Origin of the sequence: Planktothrix sp., assembly GCF_046067725.1 — a bacterium.
Taxonomy (GTDB): domain Bacteria; phylum Cyanobacteriota; class Cyanobacteriia; order Cyanobacteriales; family Microcoleaceae; genus Planktothrix.
The window spans coordinates 1-23,767 of the sequence record NZ_JBJUDF010000158.1; the positions used below are offsets into that span (position 1 = coordinate 1).

Consider the following 23,767-nt stretch of genomic DNA (forward strand, 5'->3'; position numbering starts at 1 on the left):
TGGGATTAAAACCGGGTTAAATGAAGCATTTTTAATTGATGATGAAACTAAAAATAAAATTGTTCAAGCTGACTCTAAATCTGCCGAAATTATTAAACCTTTACTGCGAGGTCAAGATATTAAACGGTGGAGTCCTGAATGGCAAAATTTATGGATGATTTTTGCTCACCAAGATTTTGAAATTGAATACTATCCTGCCATTTTAGATTATTTATCAAATTATCGTCAAAAGTTGGAAGCAAGAGCAGGTAAACAGTTATGGTGGCAATTACAAGCTTCACCTTCTTTTTATGAACTTTTTGAAAAACCCAAACTAATTTATCAAGAAATTCAGTTTCATTCTGCTTTTTGTTATGATGATTGTAATTATTATACCAATAATAAATGTTTTATTTTTAGTGAACCTAATTTATATATTTTAGCAATTCTTAATTCTCCCTTAATTTGGTGGCATAATTGGCGATATCTTCCTCACATGAAAGATGAAGCCTTAAGTCCAGTTGGCGTATTAATGGAAATTTTTCCAATTGCAGATTCCACCGATCAAATTCGTGAAGAAGTTGAATCTATTGTTACCCGATTAATTGAAATCACAAAAGATAATCAAACTGCTAACAATGATGTTTTAACGTGGCTACAAATACAATATAAAGTTAAAAAAATTAGCCGAAAACTAGAAAACTTTGCTGATCTGAGTTTTGAAGAATTAATCGAAGAAGTGCTCAAACAATTACCCAAAAGTAAATCCTCTGACCCTTTAGGAGTCAAAGGATTAAAATCAATCCGAGAAGCTTATCAAGAATATGTACCCGCCATTCAAACTCGCAAACAAGAAGCTTTAACCTTAGAAAAACGGTTATCAGATTTAGTCAATCAAGCTTATCAATTAACGCCAGAAGAAATCGATTTAATGTGGAAAACAGCACCGCCTAGAATGCCGTTTTATCCCCATTCATAAATTGATCACACCGAACAGGGAACACTTCGACACGCGAGCGTGCTTCTCAGTAAGAATTGAAAGGGTTTCAGGCTTCAAAAATGTCCTAACTGTAATGCGTAGTAGGGGTCATTCATGAATTACCCCTACCACAAATTAAATAGGATTGCTATAGCCTTGATGAATTAAAACAGGAGCTAACACAGATATTAATCTTTAAAAATCTTAGCGATCGCGACGAGAATTTTGACGACGTTCTTGCATTAAATCCGCAAGTTGACTGCGTTGTTCAGGAGTTAAAACTCCTCGCATTTTCAACATCATATCAAACTGAAGTAGTCCCATTTCTTGTTTTAAAGCCATTAACTGATCATGCTTTTGACGAATTTGAGTTTCTGAAGCATTTCCTGACATTAAATCATTTAATTCTTTTTGAATCTGACGCATTTGTTGTTGCGGTTGCTGCATTCTTCCCTGATATTCCTGACGAATGGCTTGGAGTTTCTGTTGCTGTTCAGGAGTAGGGTTCAATGAATTCATTAGTTGATCTGAACGCCGATTCATTGCGGGTTGATTCGGTGAACCTTGAGCTAAAGATTCAGCCATTACAGGTCTTAAATTAACGAACTGAGGAATGATTGACAACCCTAATAATCCCACTAGAGCATAGGAAATTGGATGACGCAGCAACATAAACAAACCTCGAAATAAGTTATCTTTGATTTTAATTGATTCTCCAGTTAATGACTGATTACCCGCTAAAAAGTTCTCAAGTTTGGCAAACTCAACACCTCAGTTAGCCAATAGATAGTAAATAAGCTTCATGAAGTTGAAGATTGGGAATGGTTAACCGTACTACTTGATTGTTAACAGGAATATTATCCTGGCGGAGTGTAACCAATTCTTTAACCACTTGTTCTCCAGAGTTAGGAATTCTTTGGATTCTAAAGGTTAGGTTTCCACTGGTATTGGGTAAATTTAATTGTTGTAAATTTTTCAGCACTAACGTTACTCCAGCCGTCGGTGCAGAAAACGCCTGTTCAAAATAACCTAATAAAATCTGAGCTTTTTGTTCACCATTAGCACGACTCGCTAACGCCACAATTTTAGGGTTATCCGGCTGACTTACCACCCTGGAATTAAAGCCATCGGCGTAGGATTTATACACCCACCAAGCCGCTCTCGGTAACGATTGATCCGGTGTGACTAAACCATCTAAACTATTATTAAAGCAATTGTTAGTTCCACTACCTTTATTTTCTGGATCCCAACAAGCTTTTGCCGCACCATCAGCCCGTCCTAATTCCGTATAATAAAGATAACCTAAAATTTCCGCAGGTCGATATTGAGCCGTGGGGCCAATAATTTCATTAACATAAATTTTTTGGATTTTTAAACTTTGGTAGTTAGGATTTTGTTGGAAACTCCGACGAGCATTATTAATTCGTCCCGCAATAGAAGTAATATCTTGATCGTTCAATTCATGCCAAGATAAAAAGTTAACTTCTAAATTATTGTCTTTGCAATAATTTAAAAAAGCAGTGATAAAGTTTTGATCATATTTCGCTAAACTAGGGCCACCAATCATCACATTAGGGCCTAATTCTTGACGTAATACTTGATAAGCTCGTTTATAGGTTTCAAAAAATTGTTCTCTTGTCCCTTTCCAAAACGGATCTCTTAAGTCGGGTTCATTCCAAACATCCCATAATATAACTTTATCTTTATTTCTGCGGGCAACTTGCCGCACATGATCTTCCCATTTGGTATAATTATCGTAGGGCCATCCTCTGGGTCTACCATAACCCCAGGTATCACTTAAAATTAATTGAAATTCAGCACCAAACCCGATGACTCGCGAATATAAATCCAGTTGCGAAGTCCGCCACAATTTAGGCTGTAACGGTTTAATCATATTGTCAGGAGGTTGAGTCGCATTTTTCCCATATAAAAAGCCACTCATCGAACTAATTCCTGTTCTTTGCGTCGCAAAATCAATGGTAATTGTATTTTGTTGTTGTCCTAAAACTTGAAACTGTCCTATTCCTAAAACAGTTAATAAGGTCAATAAGCCGATCAAAACTGGGAGTAATTTTTTCAGTTGAAATTGGGTTTGTTTGATGCTGAGATGCAATGAGTTTAATGGGTTTAATGCCATGATCAATTCGTTAATGATGTGTGGAGTAATCAGTTAAGAGTTTAACACCTATACTTAAGTCAGAATCATCGATTTTACCCCAGGATTTTATGATGTTAAAATAGTGTATTTACTATTAACAATTCACAATTAACTTTTAAACTGATAACGGATAACTGATAACTGATTAAGCGGATTCAGGTTTCGGTAGAGAAGAAGGATGTAATAATAACTCTGCGGTCGATCGTTTTTCCACCATTTCCCGTGTAACTCGACAGCGTTTTAGATCTTTTCGGGAAGGAATTTCATACATCACATCTAACATTAATTCTTCCACAATTCCCCGTAACGCTCGCGCTCCAGTTTTGCGACGATAAGCCTCTTGAGCGATCGCAGTTAAGGCATCTTCATCAAATTCTAACTGCACATTATCCATCCGCAGTAATTTTTGATATTGTTTAACTAAAGCACTGCGAGGTTCCGTTAAAATTGCCACCAATGCCGCTTCATCTAATGGTTCTAAGACGGCTACCATCGGGATGCGACCAATCAATTCAGGAATTAACCCAAATTTGACTAAATCATCCGGTTCCATGCGTTTGAGGGCATCAATAGTGCGTTTATCTTTCGCTTGACCTTCGCCGGGTTGGACAAACCCCATCGACTTTTTACCTGTTCTTTGATCCACCAGTTTATCTAACCCCACAAAGGCCCCACCGCAGATAAACAGGATATTACTGGTATCAATTTGAATACAATCTTGATAGGGGTGCTTGCGTCCTCCTTGGGGGGGGACATTGGCAATAGTACCCTCTAACATTTTCAATAAAGCTTGTTGGACTCCTTCCCCGGATACATCCCGTGTAATGGAAGGATTTTCACTCTTGCGGGCAATTTTATCAATTTCGTCAATATAAACAATGCCTCGTTGCGCTTCTTCTACATCAAAATCGGCAACTTGTAACAACCGCAACAGAATATTTTCCACATCTTCCCCGACATAGCCCGCTTCCGTTAGAGTGGTGGCATCGGCGACCGCAAAAGGCACATCCAGCATTTTAGCTAAGGTTTCGGCCAATAAAGTTTTACCACATCCGGTAGGGCCAATTAACAGAATATTAGATTTTTGTAACTCAACATTATCCTCTGTAGGACGTCCTGGGGTTTTAGTTTGCACAAACCCCAAGCGTTTGTAATGGTTATAAACAGCAACCGAGAGAACTTTTTTTGCATCATTTTGACCAATGACGTGCAAGTCTAAATAAGATTTAATTTCTCTCGGTTTTGGAATTTGATTCGGTGCTACTCGTCCAGTTCGTTGACGTCGTTGGGGTGGCGGAGCCGATTGTGGGCGATTGGGTGGAGTCGCAGGCGGTACTGAATTGCCGTCAAATAACTCCTCATCTAAAATCTCATTGCATAGCTCCACACATTCATCGCAGATATAGACTCCTGGCCCTGCAATTAACTTGCGAACTTGCTCCTGGGATTTACCACAGAAAGAACATTTTAGATGGGAGTCGTACTTAGACATAGTTGCCTCATCTTAGGTTGCGGGAACAGACTCTCCGGGAATCGGAAGACTTTGGGTGCTGGAGATCACCTGATCTATTAGACCATATTCTTTGGCATCTTCGGCAGACATATAAAAGTCCCGTTCGGTATCTTCCTGAATTCGTTCCATCGGTTGACCCGTATGTTGAGCTAGTAACTCATTGAGAACTCGCTTATGATAGAGAATCTCTTTGGCTTGAATTTCGATGTCTACCGCTTGTCCTTGTGCTCCCCCTAGAGGTTGATGAATCATAATCCGAGAACTGGGTAAAGACATCCGTTTCCCCGGAGTTCCCGCCGATAACAGAAAAGCTCCCATACTTGCCGCCAATCCATAACAGATGGTGACGATATCCGGGCGGATTTGCTGCATGGTGTCAAAAATTGCCATACCTGCGGTCACCGAACCCCCTGGAGAGTTAATGTAAATTTGGATATCTTTTTCTGGATCTTCAGCTTCCAAGAACAACATCTGGGCGGTGAGGGCATTAGCCACATCATCATCAATCGCTGTTCCCAGAAAAATAATCCGTTCTCTCAACAAACGGGAATATAGGTCAAACGCTCGTTCTCCCATGCCTGATTGTTCAATCACAATCGGGACAATATTACTCGGAGACCGGGTTTCCAAATGTGTATCACTTGTGACCCCGTGATGGGAATAGTTATCAATGCGGTATTGAGAAGACTCAGAAACTATCATTGTTTTTTCTAAACCTTAATTATTTTTGGGGATCAAAAGAATACGGGTTAATTCTTATTATGCCTTAACTTGAGGTGTCAGGTGTGTAGAACAGGCATCTTGCCTGTTAAGTAGGGTGTCAGGTTCAGGTGTCAGTACGGGCTGGGAGACCCAGCCCCTACGAAGTCAGAGCGCATGATTTCCACTCCCCCTGCTCCTCTTCTCCCCCTGTCTCCCCTGCTCCCCCTGTTCAATACTATTCTTCCTCGTCGGAGTCGAAGTCTTCTTCTTCGTCTTCTACTGGGGTTAAAGTTCCTTCGGGGACTAACTCAATGTTTGAGTTTTCTTCCAGCCAGGTATAGGTTTTGTTTTGAAGTAAATCTTCAGTCACAAAAGCCCGTAATCGTTGGGGATCAACATCTTGACCTTCAAGTTCTTTGATCACTTTAGCTTCTTCGGCTTGAATTTCTTCATCCGTAACAGTCAAGGATTCCTGTTTTGCCACTTCTTTCAACGCTAAGGAGCGTTTTAAAGCGTCAATCGCCTCTGGACGAGTTTGTTCCCGCAGACGAGGTACCATTTCACTGGTGAATAAGCGTTTAACATCCAGCCCCATATTGCTCAACTGCATCACCTGTTGGGTAATCAGTCGGTCAACTTCCTGACGAATCATCGTTTCGGGTAAATCGACTTCAATGGTTTCCACTAACGCATCGACTAAGGCTTTACGTTGATTGGCTTTAGTTTGATCGTCTTTTTCCCCCTGAAATCGTTTTTCTAAAGACTCCCGCAGTTCCGCTAAGGTGGAAAAATCGCTGACTTCTTGAGCAAATTCATCATCTAACGCTGGCAGTTCTCTTTCTTTGAGTTCATTCAGCGTAATAGTAAAGGTGGCATCCTTTCCTGCAACATCCTTATCCCCATATTCATCAGGGAACTTCAGATTTAAGGTTTTGGTTTCTCCAGGGTTCATCCCAAAAATTCCCTCGACAAAACCGGGAATAAATCGTCCTTCCTGTAATTCCACTTGGAAATTATCACCTTTGGCACCGGGGATTTCTTTGGGTTCCGCTTCTTCAGACTCCTGGGCAAAGTACCCTTGAAAATCGACAAACGCCACATCACCCTCTTGGGCGGGTCTCCCTTCAACCGGGATTAACGTTGCTCTTTTTTCCTGTTCCCGTTTTAATACCTGTTCCACCTGTTCCGGGTCATACTTGGCTTCTTCTGCTTGAACGGTTAAGCCTTTGTATTGACCGAGTTTCACTTCGGGTTCCACATCCACAGCCACTTGAATTGTTAGGGTTTGTCCCGGTTCAAATTGCTGAATCAGTTGATCAATATCACCCCGAGGTTCAAAGCTGCCAATCGCTTGAATATTCTCTTGTTCGACAGCTTTGGGTAAATACTGGTTCATTAAATCATCCAACGCAGCAGCCTTAATCCGTTCCCGGCCTAAACGCTGGATCAGAATATGGCGAGGCACTTTGCCTTTGCGGAACCCAGGAATATTCACCGAACGGCTCATACGCTGAACGACTTGCTCATAGGCGTTTTTAGACATTTCCGGTGTAATCTCAATGTCTAATCCAATTTGACTTGCGGGAAGTTTTTCCTGGGTTACTTTCATAATCGTGATATTCTGAATTCAATACCCCCCCACACATTTCACTCGCAGGGGAACTATAATCTGGGATTAGCAAGTTAAGCTTGCTAAAGCTCCAGTTGTATACATCAAGAGTGATCGTAACTGATTATGCACCCTTGTGTACCTGTTCGTTAGATTCTGTTCCGTTTTGCCAAGAATGAGAACAGCTAAACTACAATGGAACCAGGAGCTTAAGCTCTGGTATACATAAATGAATCCATATCTAAAATTTCAGTCGGCTATAAAAATTTCAATTTATTAAAATTGCGAGTTTTTGATTAGGGAGGTTAAAATTTTGTCAAATTCTTATCGAGTTGCGATTCTAGGGGCCACAGGTGCTGTCGGAGCGGAGTTGATCGAACTGCTGGAAAGTCGGAATTTTCCAGTGGGAGAGTTAAAATTATTAGCTTCTCCTCGTTCAGCCGGAACTTCCTTAACCTTTAAGGGGCAATCTTTACCCGTTGAGGGGGTGTCGGAGGATTCATTTCAGAAGATTGATATTGTGTTAGCGTCCGCCGGCGGATCAACCTCGAAGGTTTGGGCCTCTAAAATCGTGGAAGCGGGAGCCGTCATGGTTGATAACTCCAGTGCCTTCCGCATGAACCCAGATGTGCCCTTAATTGTACCGGAAGTCAACCCAGAGGCGATTAACAACCATAAAGGGATTATTGCTAACCCTAACTGCACCACGATTTTAATGACGGTAGCTGTTTGGCCATTATATCAGGTACAACCGATTCGTCGGATGGTGGTTTCTACCTATCAATCAGCTAGTGGCGCAGGGGCTAGGGCGATGGAGGAAATGAAGCAACAAGCTAGGGCTATATTGCAAGGAGAAACGCCCAAAACGGAAATTTTTCCCTATCCGTTAGCGTTTAATCTCTTCCCTCACAACACCCCGATTAATGAGTTAGGGTATTGTGAAGAGGAAATGAAAATGATCAACGAAACCCGCAAAATTTTCGGGGTCAATGATCTGCGGATTTCAGCAACTTGTGTGCGGGTTCCCGTCTTACGTGCCCATTCAGAAGCGGTTAACTTAGAATTTGAGCAACCCTTGAGTGTGGAAAAAGCACGGGATATTCTCAGTAATGCCCCCGGAGTGCAACTGGTGGAAGACTTTACGGCAAATTATTTCCCCATGCCCATTGATGCGAGTGGTCGTGATCCAGTTTTAGTGGGTCGCATTCGTCAGGATTTGTCTCACCCCTGTGGTTTAGAATTGTGGCTCTGTGGCGACCAAATCCGTAAGGGTGCTGCGTTAAATGCCGTGCAAATTGCTGAATTATTAGTGGAAAAACAACTCTTAGGTCATCGGTCTTAGAAGAGGAGCAGGGGAAGCTGGGGAAGCAGGGGAAGCAGGAAAAGAAAGACCCGAAACCTGATACCCGATACCTGATACCCGATACCCGATACCTGATACCGATAGATGACTAACGCAGGACACAGGATAACTGATAGAAGAACATGGTAAGTTTTGGACGAGTTATAACGGCGATGGTTACGCCGTTTCATGAAGACGGTCGTGTAAATTATGCAGTGGCGGAACAGTTAGCTGCCCATTTGGTCGAGCAAGGAACGGATGCCCTCGTTGTGTGCGGAACAACGGGAGAATCTCCGACCTTAACTTGGGAGGAAGAACACGAGTTATTCCAAGTCGTGCACAAGGCAGTATCGGGAAAAGCTAAAGTGATCGGGGGAACCGGATCAAACTGCACCCAAGAGGCCATCAACGCCACTCAGAAAGCTTCTAAACTCGGATTAGATGGCACGTTACAGGTTGTTCCGTATTATAATAAGCCTCCCCAAGAAGGTTTGTATCGGCATTTCCAAGCGATCGCGCAGTCGAGTCCCGATTTGCCCGTGATGCTTTACAATATACCCGGACGCACGGGACAGAATCTACTCCCGGAAACCGTGGCGCGTTTGGCGGAGATTCCTAATATTGTGGCAATTAAGGAAGCGAGTGGTAGTTTAGAACAAGTCAGCCAGGTGCGACGGTTAACTCCTTGTGAATTTGCAATCTACTCTGGAGATGATGCTTTAACCTTACCCATGTTAGCCGTTGGTAGTGCAGGGGTAGTGAGTGTTGCTAGTCATTTGGTGGGAACACAACTCCAAGAGATGATCCAGGCGTTTGAAGCGGGACAAGTACAAGTAGCGACGGAGATTCATATCCGGTTATTTGGGTTGTTTAAAGCCTTGTTTCTAACTACAAACCCGATTTTGGTAAAAGCAGCCCTTAACTTGCAAGGCTGGAATGTTGGATCAACCCGTTTACCTTTATGTGATCCAAGCATTGAACTAACCAACACATTAAAGGACGTGCTCAGTCAGTTAAATCTGATCGGATAGTTTCGATCAGTTGACCGCGATCAGTTTTGTGAGGAGGTTTTAACGATCGGTGAGTCGTGAAAACTCGATCAATCTGTAGCAATCTTTCGTACAAAGTCATCAGAAAATCGGGAATGGAAAGAAACAAAAAAAGCAGTCTCCGCACTGAATTTTTGAACACTAATTTTCCTTTGTTGATGGTTGTTATTATGGATTCCTATCGACTCGTCAACCTCCCCTACAAAACTTGATCAGGATTTATAGAATGAATCAGATGACTACCTCATATTGGGTTAATCCGAAAACGCCTTAAATCCTGGCACAGTTTTTTAACTTTCTGACAACTAAATACTGAGTCAGATTGACAGAATTTATCCAATGATTCGGATGATCCTATCAATTCTTAAATTCAGCCATCATATTATTTCATTCGTAAACCATTAACTTAAACAAGGAAAAAATCAGCATGATCAGAAATGGTAACACCCCCATTATTAGAAAAAGATCTTCGGCTTTGAATACACAACCTTCTACTCCTGTCTTTAATTCCGGTGCCCTCAAAATTATTCCTTTAGGGGGATTACATGAAATTGGCAAAAACACCTGTGTGTTTCAATATGAAGATGAAATTGTGATTTTAGATGCCGGGTTAGCCTTCCCAACGGATGGAATGCACGGTGTTAATATTGTTTTACCGGATGTCACTTATTTACGAGAAAACCGGGAAAAAATCAAAGGCATGATTGTCACTCACGGACATGAAGATCATATTGGTGGTATTCCCTTTCATCTGAAACAATTTGAAGTTCCGGTGATTTATGGCCCTCGATTAGCGATGGCTTTATTACAAGGAAAATTAGAAGAAGCCGGAGTTGCAGAACGCACTGAATTAAGATCCGTTCGACCCCGTGAAATGGTGCGAATTGGAAAATATTTTCTCGTAGAATATATTCGGAATACTCACTCGATTGCTGATAGTTTTACGGTTGCGATTACTACCCCTGTCGGTGTGGTCATTCATACAGGGGATTTTAAAATTGATCATACTCCAGTAGATGGAGAATTTTTTGATTTCCAACGGTTAGCTGAATATGGAGAAAAAGGTGTTCACTGTTTATTAAGTGACTCAACAAACGCTGAAATTCCAGGCTTTACGCCTTCTGAAAATTCCGTTTATCCCAATTTAGAGCGCATTTTTGCCCAAGCTCAAGGTCGGATTTTAGTCACCACCTTTGCCTCTTCTGTTCACCGTCTGAATATCATTTTAAATATTGCCCAAAAGCAAGGTCGATTAGTGTCCGTGGTGGGTCGATCTATGCTAAACGTCATTGCTCATGCTCGAACACTAGGCTATGTCAAATGTGAAGATCGGTTGTTTGTTCCTTTGAATTCAATTAATGGGATTCCCGATGATAAATTGCTGATTTTAACAACTGGATCTCAAGGGGAACCGTTATCCGCTTTAACCCGAATTGCGGAAGGTGCACACCGTCAAATTTCTATTAAAAAAGGAGATACGGTTGTCTTCTCCGCGAACCCAATTCCGGGTAATACCATTGCAGTAGTCAATACCATTGATAAATTGATGATGCAAGGGGCAAATGTGATTTATGGTCGGGAAAAAGGAATTCATGTTTCTGGTCATGGATGTCAAGAAGATCAGAAATTAATGTTAGCTTTAACTCGTCCAAAATTCTTTGTTCCGGTTCACGGAGAACACCGGATGTTAGTTCAACATAGTAAAACCGCCCAAAGTATGGGAATTCCCCCAGAAAATATGGTGATTATTGATAACGGTTTTGTCGTAGAATTAACGAAAGAATCGATTCGGATTGCGGATAAAGTTCAAGCGGGAATTGAACCGGTAGACTCCTCTCGTTCTGGCGTTGTCAAAGATGAAACCATGAAAGAACGACGTCAATTAGCAGAAGAAGGGGTGGTAACGGTAGCCGCAGCCGTTGGCACCGATGGTAAGTTATTAGCAAGACCTGAAATTCATTTAAAAGGGGTTGTCAATAGCGTTGATCCAGCCTCGATTCAACAACAATTAAGCCAAACCATTGAGAATGTTTTAACCGAACGTTGGACAGAATTTGCCCGTAGTTTTGGAACGGAAACGAAGGAAATTGATTGGGAAGGGTTAAAGACTCAAATTGAACGGTCTATCCAGCGTGTTTTGCGTCGCGAAATTCCGAGTAACCCGTTGTTAGTGTTATTAGTACAAACCCCTGAAGAAGCTCAAAGCAAAGTTACGGGTCGTCGTCGTCCTCGGAGTACAGCGCGAGTCGCTTCTTAACCTGAAATCTTCTTGAGAAACTGAGTTTGACTTCTCTCCCGACCCCCTCTCCTACAAGGCGAGGGGAATTTTCGAGTTTTTCTCATGGGTCGAACCGACCCAGGGATACTTGAACCTACTAACCCATTATTTTCTATGTGATGTATTGGTTTATACAAGTATTAAAGCTCAGGCTGAGAAGATTTATTGAAAACCATAGAAGCTAAAACGACTCATACAATGAGTTAAACTCTTCTATCGGTAAACTGTCAATTAGGATTTGTATAGGATTTGTAGAATGATACTGGTGAACCCGTTGTTTGTGTTTAAAAACCAGTGAACCTGGTAACGCAGATCACAACAACTTGTGATCAAGGTCATCAGAAACTTGGGATTTATTTCACTGGGTTTTTACGGATCATCACTGATGATGAGATGTAGTAAATTTAGGAGCAGTTTACTGATGCTACCCCTCAATCTAGTCTTAAATTTAGAGCAGGAATTTACTACTGTTAAAGATATTACCACTGAAATGCATCATTATTTAAGAAGTCCAGCCTCGATTATTGTTTCTTCTTCTTATTTACTCCAAGTTGCTCTAACCCGAAACAATAAAGTGTCCAAGTCTCCCTTAGAATACATTGCATTAATTCAAGATGCAGCCCAATGTTTAGAAACCAATTGCAATCAGATTATAGAAACTATCAATCAAGCTAGTTTTCAGAGTTGGGCTGTTAATAGAATTCGGTTATATTTAGATAGGATGATTTATTTCTGCCAAACCATTTTAAGCAATTTAGAAATGATTTCCCAGGCAAAGTATCATTCTAAATTGTGTTCTGAAGCTGAAAAAGCTGAACTCATTGACTTAGTTATGGGTTTAAACCAATGGGCGATGCAGATGACGGATGTATTAAGTTCTGAGTGTTTTTATGATTATCTTCAACAATTTGCTGAAGCTTTATTTATGGAGTCTCGGTTTAAAGGGTTGGGGGAGTACCAATCTGCATGATCACCTCAACCTTAAATTTTTATACCATCAAACAAGGACATGGTTAACCCCATGTCCTAAAAAATTTCTATAGAGTTTTATTAAATTAATTTAACCTCCCGCAACCGCCGGAACAATACTGACCTCATCTCCTTTTTTAAGTTCAGTGTTTGTTCCTTGTAAAAAGCGAATATCTTCACTATTGACATAGAAATTCAAAAATTTACGGGGTTTTCCCTCCTCATCACAGAGACTTTTTTTAATCCCTGGACATTGGGTTTCTAAGGAATTAATTAATTCCGAAATATTAGAAGCTTCACACTCAATGACAGCTTGATTGTTTGTGAATTTTTGCAGGGGTGTAGGAATTAAAACTTTAACGGTCATAGCTTGAAAAAACGATAAAGGAAAGGAATAGTTTTAGCTCAGTAGAAACGCTTCCAGTAACGTTTCTACTATTCAAATCTGGCAATTGCGAGTTTAAACTAACACTTGTTGCCATTCCAGACGATCTAAGGTGCGGGCTCGTTCAATTGCTCGTTCAAAACTGTCTAATTTCGGTTCAATGGTTAATGGCTCACCGACATCACCTTGCACGGCTTCTTGGGTTTTTAAACCATTGCCTGTGATATAAACAACAGTGGTTTCTTCAGGATCAATTTTACCCGCTTCTACTAATTTTTTCAACACGGCGATGGTGGTTCCTCCCGCCGTTTCAGTGAAAATTCCTTCGGTTTCAGCTAATAATTTAATGCCTTCAATCACTTCTTGATCATTGACGCACTCAATATTTCCGTTGGTTTTATTCGCTAATTCAACCGCATAAACTCCATCAGCCGGGTTGCCAATGGCAATGGATTTAGCAATGGTATTCGGTTTAACTGGAGTAATGAAGTCCCGCCCTTCTTTGAAGGCAGAAGCTACGGGAGAACAACCTTCCGCTTGTGCTCCACTAAAGCGGACGGCTTTGTCATCGACTAAACCGACTTTGACAAATTCTTGGAAACCTTTATGAATTTTGGTGAATAATGAACCGGAAGCAATAGGGGCAACCACGTGGTCAGGTAATTTCCAACCCAGTTGTTCAATCACTTCATAGCCGAGGGTTTTTGACCCTTCAGAATAGTAGGGACGCAGGTTAATATTGACAAAGCCCCAACCGTGAGTATTAGCGACTTCTGAACAGAGGCGATTAACTTGATCGTAATTGCCTTTAACGGCCATTAGAATCGGATTGTAGATTAAGGTTCCTAAGATTTTACCTGCTTCTAAGTCCGCCGGGACAAACACACAACAATCCAGACCGGCTCTTGCAGCAATAGCGGCGGTGGAGTTGGCTAAATTTCCGGTACTGGCACAGGAAACGGTCGAAAATCCTAATTCTCTAGCGCGACTCAGAGCAACGGACACCACCCGGTCTTTGAAACTGAGGGTGGGCATATTCACAGCATCGTTTTTAATGTAGAGATTTTTTAAACCCAGGCGACGAGCTAACCGTTCTGACTTGATCAGGGGAGTCATTCCGGTTCCAACATCAATAACGTTCTCAGTAGCGACGGGGAGGAATTTACGATAACGCCAAATCGAGTTAGGGCCAGCTTCAATGGTGGCGCGAGTCACGGTTTGGCGGAGCAGGTCATAGTTGTACTGAACTTCTAGGGGGCCAAAACAAACTTCACAAACGTGCTTGGCTTCGGGGGCGTATTCTTCGCCACATTCTTTACATTTCAGTTTATCAAACGTAGCCCCAGTTAAGTTTAAGTTGTTGGTGGTTGCCTGAGTCATGACCTGTCCTCCACTGAAAATCCGATACTGCGATGTTGAAAATAACGTATCACAGTCTACAAATCACCGTCAATCATACCCGACTTTTTTTGTCGGGATTAAAATCGAGTTGAACAATTTTAGGATTCGGTTCAACCGATCCGTCTCCTCAATCCCTCGGTTGATTTAGCTAAACTCCGGTGATTTCTGAACTCAGGCGGTATATAGTAAACAACGACTGAGAGAACTCAATTAACCTAAAACCTAAAGATGTTAACCTAAAACACCATCTAAGAAATGTTGGCTGAGGAGTATCGGTAAAAAACAATTCTTGATATGATATCGCGTGTTATTGGTGTGGTGTGGTGTGATAAGGAGTGATCGATGCCAAGTTCTGTTGATTTCACGGGCAGGCCATTTCACTTTATTGGGATTGGTGGGATTGGAATGTCAGCCCTTGCCTACATCCTAGCGAAGCGAAACCTACCGATTTATGGCTCCGATATTCAACGTAGCCATATTACTCAACGTTTACAAGCGTTAGGTGCGCAAATTTTTTGTCGCCAAGATGCGAGTAACTTTGAGTATGTTAAACAATCCCTGGAGCAAGGAGTTCACCAACCGACTTCCCCAATGGAACAGGAGTTATCCATCTCTGAACAGGGATTGAACTCCCGGTCTGCTTCCGTGATTGAAGCGGAAGCTTTTAATTCTAATGGCCAGATCAAATCAGAGATAGAATTACCCCAAGTCATTTGTTCTACTGCCATCCATGCGGGGAACTCTGAATATCAAGCCGCCTTGGAGTTGGGTTGTCCCATTTTTCATCGTTCTGATTTACTGGCGGCTTTAATTCAAGATTACCAAAGTATTGCTGTGGCGGGAACCCATGGGAAAACCACCACCAGCAGTATGATTGCATTTATCTTGCTCAATGCCGATCTTGATCCGACCATTCTAGTTGGGGGAGAAGTGAATGCGTGGGAAGGCAATGCTCGCATGGGTCAGGGGCCTTATATGGTCGCAGAAGCGGATGAATCCGATGGTTCCTTGGTCAAAATTACCGCTCAAATTGGAGTGATTACCAATATTGAGTTAGATCACCCGGATCACTATCAAACCCTAGACGAAGTGATCAAAACCTTTAAAGTCTTTGAGACAAACTGTAAAACCTTAGTTGGGTGTATCGATTGTGCAACGGTACGGGAGCAAATTCAGCCCGGTATCACCTATAGTTTGAACCCAGATTCACAGGCTCATTATATCGCCAAAAACATTGATTATCGACCGAATGGCATTTATGCTGACATTTGGGAAAAAGGCAGTTTCCTGGGAGAACTAGATTTGAAATTGCTAGGACAGCATAATCTCAGCAATGCCTTAGCGGCGATCGCGGTGGGACGCCAGTTAGGTTTAGAGTTTTCCGTCATCGCCAAGGCTTTAGCGGAATTTGAAGGAGCCAAACGTCGTTTCGAGTGTCGAGGCTGTCACAATGACATTCTGTTTGTAGACGATTACGCCCATCATCCCAGTGAAATCCGCGCCACTCTTGCCGCTGCTCGTCTACGGATGCAAGAAAGCTCCTTAAACACTCAACCTCACCTTCAGCGTATTGTTGCGATTTTCCAACCTCATCGCTATAGTCGAACTCATGCCTTTCTGCAAGATTTTGCTCAGTGCTTCAGTGATGCTGATATTGTTGTTCTGACTGAGATTTATAGTGCTGGAGAACCGAATCTTTGGCAAATTGACGGGCAAAAGGTAGCAGAGTTGATTGCCAATTACCATCCTCAAGTATTATATCAGCCGTCTATGGATGACCTGAAGATCGGTTTAACTCAACTGTTGCAACCTGGTGATTTAGTGTTATTTCTCGGTGCGGGCAACCTGAACAAAATCATTCCTACTGTAATGGCTTTTTATCAGACCCCCGGTAGCTACTGATGGTCTGGTTCCGCGAGTGCCAACGCCCTTAATAGATTGATGTTGATATTCAATCGGTGATTTACATCCAAGTTCTAAGGTATTCATTTCGATATGGTCATGACACTTTCTTATGACTCTCCCGGTCAAACGAATTGCCATCGGTCACGCTGCATCGCCTTACCGGAAACAGACTGTTTAATTCAATCTTTAGTTCCTTTAACCAGCTTGACCTCCTTTCGGGTCGGTGGCCCCGCCGAGTGGTATGTGGCACCCAAAGGGGTAGAACAACTGCAAGAAACCCTAACTTGGGCCAATACAGAAGGGCTGCCCATTACCCTACTCGGTGCCGGATCAAATTTACTGATTAGCGATCAAGGGTTACCTGGATTAGTCATTGCAACTCGCCATTTACGTCATTCCGAGTTTAATTTAGAATCTGGATTACTCACAGCCGGAGCCGGAACTTCCCTTCCCCGACTAGCGTGGAAAGCCGCCCGTTTGGGATGGCGAGGGTTGGAATGGGCCGTTGGCATCCCAGGAACCGTTGGTGGCGCAGTGGTGATGAATGCAGGTGCCCACAAATCTTCCACCGCGGATATTTTAGTTAATACTCATGTTTTATCGAGAACAGGAGAATTAGAACTTCTCACCCCTAAAGATCTGGGTTATCGTTATCGAACCTCGATCTTACAAGGTGGCGATCGCTTTGTCACTCAAGCGACTTTTCAGTTAGAACCGGGTCATGATCCTCAGAAGGTGCTTGCTGATACGACGGCTCATTTTAGTCAGCGTCGGAATAGCCAACCTTATCATCTGCCCAGTTGTGGAAGTGTTTTCCGCAATCCTGGCCCTAAATCGGCGGGTTGGCTAATTGAGCAAACCGGTTTAAAAGGCTACACGATTGGCCAAGCTCAAGTTGCAGAACGCCACGCTAATTTTATTCTGAATTGTGGGGGGGCAAGGGCGAACGATATATTTTTGTTAATTCGTCATATTCAAGAGCAAGTTGAACGGCGCTGGTCGTTTTTATTAGAACCGGAGGTCAAAATTATGGGTGAATTCCAAGTTTGTTAAGGTTGATCTAAAATCCGTTGAGTGGGGATTTCTTGCCAATGGATGCAGTTGAGCTACTCAAAAAATGCTACTATAAATTACCTGGTCTGCGGTTCACATTCGTTAATATTCAAGGCGTTATCAGCGCTACGGGAACAAACTATGACACAAGATAAAGGATTTGGTTTTGGTCTGGGCAAAATGAAAGAACTCGCTGATGCCTTCAAGAAGGCGCAGCAGGTTCAAGAAGGAGCGAAAAAGCTTCAAGAAGACTTGGATCAGTTGGAAATTCCTGGGGAAGCTGGAGGCGGCTTAGTTAAGGTTTACTTAAGTGGAAACCAAGAACCTCGCCGGGTGGAAATTTCACAGGATGTTTTAGGGGAAGGGGCTGATGTTGTCTCAGATTTGGTTCTTGTCGCTATGCAAGAAGCCTATCAAAACTCTACAAAGACGATGCGGGAAATGATGGAAGAACTTACTGGGGGTTTGAATTTACCCGGCTTAGGATAAGTGGTTAGTCTGTAAACACCACCTTTGACCGGATATGGGAGAGGAGTAGAAATGCAGAGTATATTTAAAGTCTACCTGTTGATGACTGACAAACTTAGACTTAAATATTTCTCGGCTGCTCCTCTTCTTGTCATTATAATTGTTAATTAATGTTCAGTTATGCCTTACAAACTACTATTTGTATGCTTGGGTAATATCTGTCGTTCCCCAGCGGCGGAGAATATTATGAATCATTTAATTGATCAAGCTAATTTGAGCGATCGCATTGTTTGTGATTCGGCTGGAACCTCCAGTTATCATATTGGGAGTTCCCCAGATCGACGCATGACCCAAACCGCTAAGCAACGGGGAATTGAAATGACGGGAAAAGCACGTCAATTTCAACGAGAAGATTTTGAACAATTTGATTTAATTCTAGCGATGGATCAGGAGAATTATGAAAATATTCTCTATCTTGATCCGTCTGGAAAATATCGAAATAAGGTTAAATTAATGTGTGAGTTTTGTCGTTATCACAGCTTAAAAGAAGTCCCTGATCCTTATTATGGCGGGTCAGAAGGGTTTAATCAGGTTCTTGATTTATTATTAGATTCTTGTGAAGGGTTATTGGAGTTTATTATTCAAGAGCAAAGATTAGAAACTGGGGTGAAAAATTAAGCAAATTTCTGGCTTTCACAGCAAAAACCTAGAAACTCCATTTTAGGTTGATACGCTGTTCTCAGTCAGGTTATTTTCTATTTCATTGACTTTAACCTGACTCAGAGTTGCGATATCTTCAACAGTTGGGATAATCACTATCTCAGGAGACAGGATTTTTAATCCTTGCGGAATACATTCTACTTCTATGGGTGTTGTTCCAATAATTTCTCCATCTAAAACGACTTTTTGGGGGGGATTCGTTGTAATTTTAATTCGTTGAGTCCGAAAAGCAATAATGCTATCTTGTTGCACTTCTGTTTTGAGTAAACCTGCACCTAATAAACGTACCATTCCTGCTACCGCTTGCATTCGATTCACAGGAGACGTATACATTAAAACTTCTAATAATCCATCATCAGGAATCACCTGCCCTAATCCTTGCGCTAAAACAGAAGTGGGAGGTGCAACATTGGCAACCGTAATAGAAGCTGCTTCAAATTGATTAATTTCTCCATTAATTTCTATTTCGGCTTCAAAGTCGGTTTGTTCATTTAATTGTTGCCATCCTGCCAGAATATAAGCTAACGGCCCCCAGCGTTTTTTTGTTTCTCGATCCGCTTTACTAACGGTTTCCGCCTCAAAGCCAATTCCTGCTAATAAAATCAAGGTTAAACCATTACAATTTGCTGCATCAACCGTGCGAGTTAATCCTGCAATAATGACTTCACAAGCACCCTGAATATTAGTGGGAATTCCCAACGCCACCCCAAAGGCATTCGCTGTCCCTCTAGGAATAATTCCCAATGGAATATTGGTATTAATAACCGCACTGGCTACGGCTGAAACAGTTCCATCTCCCCCCGATGCAATTAACAAATCTACCTCCTGTTCTATAGCTTCCCGTGCTAATTCTGCTGGATCAGTTTCTGGTGTGGTTAAATGAACTTTTAAATGAAAATAAGGTTCTAATAATTGCCGAATTAATAATAAATCTTGGTTGGCATTTCCTAAGCCTGAAACGGGATTAAAAATTAAATAAGCAGAACGAGTTCGGCGCAATTGAACAATAATAGCTTCTGCGGTTCCAATATTACTGGCAATGGGAATATTATAGATATTACAAATTCTGAATAACGTTAAAAGCGGTAATTCAGAAAAGTTCGTTTGGGTGGGTTCTATTAAATAAATAACACCTGCTACTTCTTCTCCTGTGATGATTTGGGAAGCGATGACTATATCCCCCCCTTGTCGTAACGGTAAAATCGTCTCAATTCTTAACCACGTCCTTTGTTTTAAAGCAGCTGCGAGATGGTCTAAACCCATGAGGCGATAATGGGAGAGAACGTTTTCGTGTTGAACTACAAAACTTACGAGCTTTTCTTGCTGAGTCTCATCAGCCAGCAGCACAATAATCGCTGACATAATTGATCCACTGTTGTTGGAATGATCTCTATGATATCCTGAATTGAGTTAAATCGGCTTTTGATGCAGGGTTTAATTTTGAGTTTAAAGCCATTAAGTTTACGATGGGCGATCGCAGTTTTTTTTGTTAGGTTAATCTGGATTTGGGGTAGAATTTTTAGCACTCCTGTTTTTGCTAAATCACTGAGTCCAAAGGATTACAGGGAGAATTGTAGACTTTAACGATGTTCTGGGTCATCAAATCCTAAATGTTTCCAAGCCGCAGGAGTTGCGATCCGACCTCGATTTGTGCGTTGAATAAACCCAATTTGCATTAAATAAGGTTCATAGACTTCTTCAATGGTTTGAGTATCTTCCCCTGTAATAGCTGCCATTGTTTCTAATCCTACTGGCCCGCCTTTAAAGTTTTCAATCATGGCGGTTAACATATTGCGATCTGTCCAATCTAATCCCATCGGATCAACATTAAATAATTCTAAGGCAATATTAGCAATTTCTGCATTAATTTCTCCACTACTTTTAACTTGAACATAATCTCGAACTCGGCGCAATAATCGATTTGCAATTCGAGGAGTTCCCCTAGAGCGTTGAGCAATTTCTATGGCTCCTTCAGGAGTAATTGGAGTATTTAATAATTTAGCACTGCGTTGTACAATTAAACTTAATTCATCAATTTCATAAAAGCGTAATCGTTGAATAATTCCAAAGCGATCGCGTAAAGGAGCCGTTAAAGAACCTACCCGTGTTGTTGCTCCAACAATGGTAAACGGTTTTAAAGGAATACTGCGAGTTTTTGCTGATCGCCCTTGACCAATGGTAATATCTAATCGGCAATCTTCCATCGCTGGATATAAAATTTCTTCAGCAACTTTTGATAATCGATGAATTTCATCAATAAATAATACCTCTCCGGGTTTTAAACTCACTAATAATCCGGCAATATCACGGGGTTTTTCTAATGCGGGAGCCGTTGTGATTTTACAAGTTACCCCCATTTCTGAGGCTAAAATCAACGACATAGTGGTTTTTCCCAACCCTGGAGGGCCATATAATAATAAATGATCTAAGGGTTCTTGACGAGATTTTGCTGCGGCGATCGCAATGGATAAAACTTCTTTTAAATCTTTTTGTCCAATATAATCTTCTAAGCGATGGGGTCGAATTTTTTCATCCTGTTGACGATTAATTTCCTCCTGGGGTGTTGCTTCCGCTTCTAATAAATAATCTAATTCATCTGGCGGTTGATTCTCCTTAGATTTTCTGGATTTTTTGTTTTTTTGAGAAGCGAAGCCAGAGAACTCATCCGAGGGTTCAGGTTCAGAAGACTGTCTTTTTGAAGAAATAATCGCCATAATAGACTTAGCCAATATAGGGGCTACAGGTTCTAGGTTAGCAGGTTTTGGGATAAATGGGTTCTGATCCTTGCCTGTTTCTCCCTTTCTGATTTAACCATTAAATTTTATTAAAATTTAATGAGTTGATTCCATGTTTTCTGATTTCATCACTGATCATGCTTTAGTGATCGGTGAGAGCGATGATAAAATTAAGATTAATCTAATTACCGTTGATGGTTGCTTGTTAACCCACAACAAAAACTTTAGTCTATTGTCTGGTCGCCCTTTATCCCTACCAACCCTGTTTTTACAACTTCCCCTGGTTTCACCAAATTGAATGGCTAATTTCTACGATGCTGAAATCTTAAAAAGGCAACTTCATCACTCAACAGATGAAGAACTTAAACAAGACTATTTGCGGGGTACGTTGACTTTTGATTCTTTGGCTAAAGTCTTAGCAGAAATTGAATCGGAAGAATTGACACTGCGGATAGTGAGTTTGGCTTTGAAATTAAATATAATTCAAGGAACATTGTTAATAAAAAATGTTAAACCTGAATTTCAAAATAAAGCCTTTTCCCTGGTGATTTCATTAAATATCCCCCTGGCGTTTAAAATTCGTTTGTTAGGACAAACCCGTTGCCCTTTGTTATTACCTTGGTTACTTAAAGGATTACATCACTCGAATGAATCTGTCAATGCTTGGTCAGCTTGGGCGATCACTCAAATCGGTCAAGCTGCTGAACCTTTATTATTAAAATTATTAAAAGATCCCCAACCCAAAATTCGAGTTTGGGCAACTTGGGCATTAGGACAAATTGGTAGTGTTCGATCCATTCGAGGATTAATTCAGGCTCTTAACCATAAAGATCATCAAGTTCGTTGGCGAGCCGCAACCGCATTAGGAAAGCTTAAAAATCGTTTAGCGATCACAAAATTAAGAGACATTTTAACCTCTGATCCTGATCATTATGTTCGAGGTCGGGCTGCAACCGCATTAGGTTTTTTAGGCGGAGCATCTGCAATTACGGCTTTAAAAAATGCCTTAGATGATCCCGAATTTTATGTTTATACGAATGCTGTTTATGGATTAGAAACTATTAATGATTCGTTTGCTGTGAAGGTACTTTTACAAGCCCTGAATCATCATAATGCAGATGTTAGAACCCGTGTGGTTGAAGTTTTAGGTCGAATTGGTAATGAATTTGTCGTTAATAAATTATTGAATAAAATTCATGATCCCGATCCTTGGGTGCGGGCTAAAGTGGTTGAAACCATTCAATCCATGAATACACCTTTGGCTATTAATGGACTGAAAACAGCTTTGAATGATAGTGATGTTTATGTTCGTTCTTGGGCAGAAACAGCATTAGAAAAACTAGAAGATTCTTCATCAACAACGATTTTTAAAACCTTATTGAATCCTGAAATTATTGCGCCTCATTCTCATTTACCGCGACTTTGGATTTCATCCAGGGCAGAAGCTCGTAACTATATTTTAGAACAATTTCAAGGCGCGAATATTCACTATTTAATTTCAATTGGAAGTCCGGGGAGTGAACTTCCTGAAGGGTTTGAGCAAGTTCCGACTCGGCTGAGATTAGAATTTGATGATATTGATACGCCCTATGCTGATCCTGAATATGTGTTACCCAATTTTAAACATATTTTAGAAGCCTTAAATTTTATGAAATCTATTCAGTCACAGTCAGGGGATTTATTAATACATTGTCAAGCCGGAATTAGTCGCTCTACTGCCATTGGTTTTATTGTTTATGCTTATCGTTTAGGAGCCGGAAAAGAAGAAGAAGCTCTCAATTATATTATTAGCGTTCAACCGGAAGCAATACCCAACCAATGGATTGTGGAATTAGCCGACATTGGCTTAAAACGAGGAGGACGATTAATTCAAACCCTCCGCAATTATCGCCGTTCCCTGACTAACTCTTAAAAGTTTTCTGTTATACCCCCTAAACTTGTAGAGACGCACACGAGGTACGTCTCCACAAAGATCAAAAACCCGTCCTCAAAATTAGGACATGGCTTGAATAATAAAGTCAAAGTAGGGGGCTGCTTCTTTAGCATCTTCGTCATCGAGTAACGCCAGAGACGCTTCTTTGAGACAACGAATGGCTTCCACCATTCCTGGCATCGGAACGCCTAAAGAATTGTACATTTCTTTAACGCCCACCAAACCAATACTTTCAATGGGATCTTTGTCACCCGACAGAACCCCATAGGTAATTAAACGCAGATACCAGCCATAGTCCCGAAGGCATAAAGCTCGTTCCCGTGAGCCTGACGCATTACCACCGGGGGCAATAAAATCAGGGCGTTTTTTCCACAATTGGTTACTGGCACGGTCTACAATCTTTTTTTCATTATCGGCAAGTGTGGACGCAATGCGCACACGCTGGTCGCCCGTTTTTAAAAAATCATTGATGCTTTTGAGTTCACCAACGCTAGGATAACGGAGTTCATCATCAGCTTTGAGAATAACTTGGCTAACTACGGTCATAGCTATGAAAGTTTTTCAAGATACCATTAAGTAGTTTAGCGAC

General features: G+C 41.4%; 20 protein-coding genes. 10 read left to right on the forward strand and 10 right to left on the reverse strand.

What is annotated here, in order from left to right; genetic code table 11:
- A partial coding sequence (locus ACKPEB_RS09410; protein WP_408964617.1) for a TaqI-like C-terminal specificity domain-containing protein occupies nt 1-958 on the forward strand: 958 nt, incomplete at its 5' end.
- A 204-nt stretch (nt 959-1,162) separates the two neighbouring features.
- On the opposite strand, the gene ACKPEB_RS09415 is transcribed toward ACKPEB_RS09410, so the two are convergent.
- The 5 genes from ACKPEB_RS09415 to tig all read right to left on the reverse strand — a co-directional run bounded on the left by ACKPEB_RS09415 (nt 1,163) and on the right by tig (nt 6,940).
- Nucleotides 1,163-1,630: a Spy/CpxP family protein refolding chaperone gene (locus tag ACKPEB_RS09415; protein ID WP_408964618.1), complete on the reverse strand. Its 468-nt coding sequence runs from the start codon at nt 1,628-1,630 to the stop codon at nt 1,163-1,165.
- Between the two features lie 103 nt (nt 1,631-1,733).
- Entirely contained in the window at nt 1,734-3,095 is a 1,362-nt protein-coding gene (locus tag ACKPEB_RS09420) for a GH39 family glycosyl hydrolase (protein ID WP_408964619.1), read from the reverse strand.
- A gap of 166 nt (nt 3,096-3,261) precedes the next feature.
- Entirely contained in the window at nt 3,262-4,608 is a 1,347-nt protein-coding gene (clpX, locus tag ACKPEB_RS09425; RefSeq protein WP_408964620.1) for an ATP-dependent protease ATP-binding subunit ClpX, read from the reverse strand.
- 12 nt (nt 4,609-4,620) lie between these two features.
- Nucleotides 4,621-5,331 carry an ATP-dependent Clp endopeptidase proteolytic subunit ClpP gene (gene clpP / locus ACKPEB_RS09430; protein WP_408964621.1) on the reverse strand — a complete coding sequence of 237 codons (711 nt, stop codon included), beginning with the start codon at nt 5,329-5,331 and terminating at the stop codon, nt 4,621-4,623.
- A 235-nt stretch (nt 5,332-5,566) separates the two neighbouring features.
- Nucleotides 5,567-6,940, reverse strand: a complete 1,374-nt coding sequence (gene tig, locus ACKPEB_RS09435) for a trigger factor (protein WP_408964622.1) — start codon at nt 6,938-6,940, stop codon at nt 5,567-5,569.
- A gap of 313 nt (nt 6,941-7,253) precedes the next feature.
- On the opposite strand from tig, the gene ACKPEB_RS09440 reads away from it, so the two are divergent.
- The 4 genes from ACKPEB_RS09440 (at nt 7,254) to ACKPEB_RS09455 (ending at nt 12,579) form a co-directional block, all read left to right on the forward strand.
- Complete coding sequence (locus ACKPEB_RS09440; RefSeq protein ID WP_408964623.1) at nt 7,254-8,282, forward strand: aspartate-semialdehyde dehydrogenase; 1,029 nt, start codon at nt 7,254-7,256, stop codon at nt 8,280-8,282.
- A 143-nt stretch (nt 8,283-8,425) separates the two neighbouring features.
- The gene (dapA, locus tag ACKPEB_RS09445) at nt 8,426-9,313 is read left to right on the forward strand and encodes a 4-hydroxy-tetrahydrodipicolinate synthase (protein WP_408964624.1); all 888 of its coding nucleotides are present in this window, start codon (nt 8,426-8,428) and stop codon (nt 9,311-9,313) included.
- A 445-nt stretch (nt 9,314-9,758) separates the two neighbouring features.
- Nucleotides 9,759-11,588 carry a ribonuclease J gene (locus ACKPEB_RS09450; RefSeq protein WP_408964626.1) on the forward strand — a complete coding sequence of 610 codons (1,830 nt, stop codon included), beginning with the start codon at nt 9,759-9,761 and terminating at the stop codon, nt 11,586-11,588.
- Between the two features lie 442 nt (nt 11,589-12,030).
- On the forward strand, nt 12,031-12,579 hold the full coding sequence (locus ACKPEB_RS09455; protein ID WP_408964627.1) for a hypothetical protein: 549 nt from the start codon (nt 12,031-12,033) through the stop codon (nt 12,577-12,579).
- Between the two features lie 90 nt (nt 12,580-12,669).
- Here ACKPEB_RS09455 and ACKPEB_RS09460 read toward each other — a convergent pair whose 3' ends face one another.
- Together ACKPEB_RS09460 and thrC are read right to left on the reverse strand one after the other, a co-directional pair.
- Entirely contained in the window at nt 12,670-12,945 is a 276-nt protein-coding gene (locus ACKPEB_RS09460) for a MoaD/ThiS family protein (RefSeq protein ID WP_408964628.1), read from the reverse strand.
- Nucleotides 12,946-13,038: 93 nt separating this feature from the next.
- Nucleotides 13,039-14,343 (reverse strand): threonine synthase, encoded by a 1,305-nt coding sequence (thrC, locus tag ACKPEB_RS09465; protein ID WP_408964629.1) that lies wholly within the window; start codon nt 14,341-14,343, stop codon nt 13,039-13,041.
- Nucleotides 14,344-14,706: 363 nt separating this feature from the next.
- Here thrC and murC point away from each other — a divergent pair, with 363 nt between their 5' ends.
- The 4 genes from murC (at nt 14,707) to ACKPEB_RS09485 (ending at nt 18,468) form a co-directional block, all read left to right on the forward strand.
- On the forward strand, nt 14,707-16,266 hold the full coding sequence (gene murC / locus ACKPEB_RS09470; protein ID WP_408964630.1) for a UDP-N-acetylmuramate--L-alanine ligase: 1,560 nt from the start codon (nt 14,707-14,709) through the stop codon (nt 16,264-16,266).
- Nucleotides 16,267-16,359: 93 nt separating this feature from the next.
- Nucleotides 16,360-17,322 carry a UDP-N-acetylmuramate dehydrogenase gene (gene murB, locus ACKPEB_RS09475; RefSeq protein ID WP_408964631.1) on the forward strand — a complete coding sequence of 321 codons (963 nt, stop codon included), beginning with the start codon at nt 16,360-16,362 and terminating at the stop codon, nt 17,320-17,322.
- A gap of 141 nt (nt 17,323-17,463) precedes the next feature.
- Nucleotides 17,464-17,811, forward strand: coding sequence for a YbaB/EbfC family nucleoid-associated protein (locus ACKPEB_RS09480; RefSeq protein WP_408964632.1), 348 nt, complete (start codon nt 17,464-17,466; stop codon nt 17,809-17,811).
- A 159-nt stretch (nt 17,812-17,970) separates the two neighbouring features.
- On the forward strand, nt 17,971-18,468 hold the full coding sequence (locus ACKPEB_RS09485) for a low molecular weight protein-tyrosine-phosphatase (RefSeq protein ID WP_408964633.1): 498 nt from the start codon (nt 17,971-17,973) through the stop codon (nt 18,466-18,468).
- Nucleotides 18,469-18,510: 42 nt separating this feature from the next.
- Here the strand turns inward: ACKPEB_RS09485 and ACKPEB_RS09490 are convergent, their stop codons facing one another.
- Together ACKPEB_RS09490 and ruvB are read right to left on the reverse strand one after the other, a co-directional pair.
- Nucleotides 18,511-19,872 carry a YegS/Rv2252/BmrU family lipid kinase gene (locus ACKPEB_RS09490; RefSeq protein WP_408964634.1) on the reverse strand — a complete coding sequence of 454 codons (1,362 nt, stop codon included), beginning with the start codon at nt 19,870-19,872 and terminating at the stop codon, nt 18,511-18,513.
- A gap of 218 nt (nt 19,873-20,090) precedes the next feature.
- Nucleotides 20,091-21,224, reverse strand: coding sequence for a Holliday junction branch migration DNA helicase RuvB (ruvB, locus tag ACKPEB_RS09495; protein ID WP_408964635.1), 1,134 nt, complete (start codon nt 21,222-21,224; stop codon nt 20,091-20,093).
- Nucleotides 21,225-21,543: 319 nt separating this feature from the next.
- Here ruvB and ACKPEB_RS09500 point away from each other — a divergent pair, with 319 nt between their 5' ends.
- Nucleotides 21,544-23,157, forward strand: coding sequence for a HEAT repeat domain-containing protein (locus ACKPEB_RS09500; RefSeq protein WP_408964636.1), 1,614 nt, complete (start codon nt 21,544-21,546; stop codon nt 23,155-23,157).
- 81 nt (nt 23,158-23,238) lie between these two features.
- Here the strand turns inward: ACKPEB_RS09500 and ACKPEB_RS09505 are convergent, their stop codons facing one another.
- Nucleotides 23,239-23,724 carry an allophycocyanin gene (locus ACKPEB_RS09505; RefSeq protein WP_408964637.1) on the reverse strand — a complete coding sequence of 162 codons (486 nt, stop codon included), beginning with the start codon at nt 23,722-23,724 and terminating at the stop codon, nt 23,239-23,241.
- Nucleotides 23,725-23,767 lie beyond the last annotated feature (43 nt).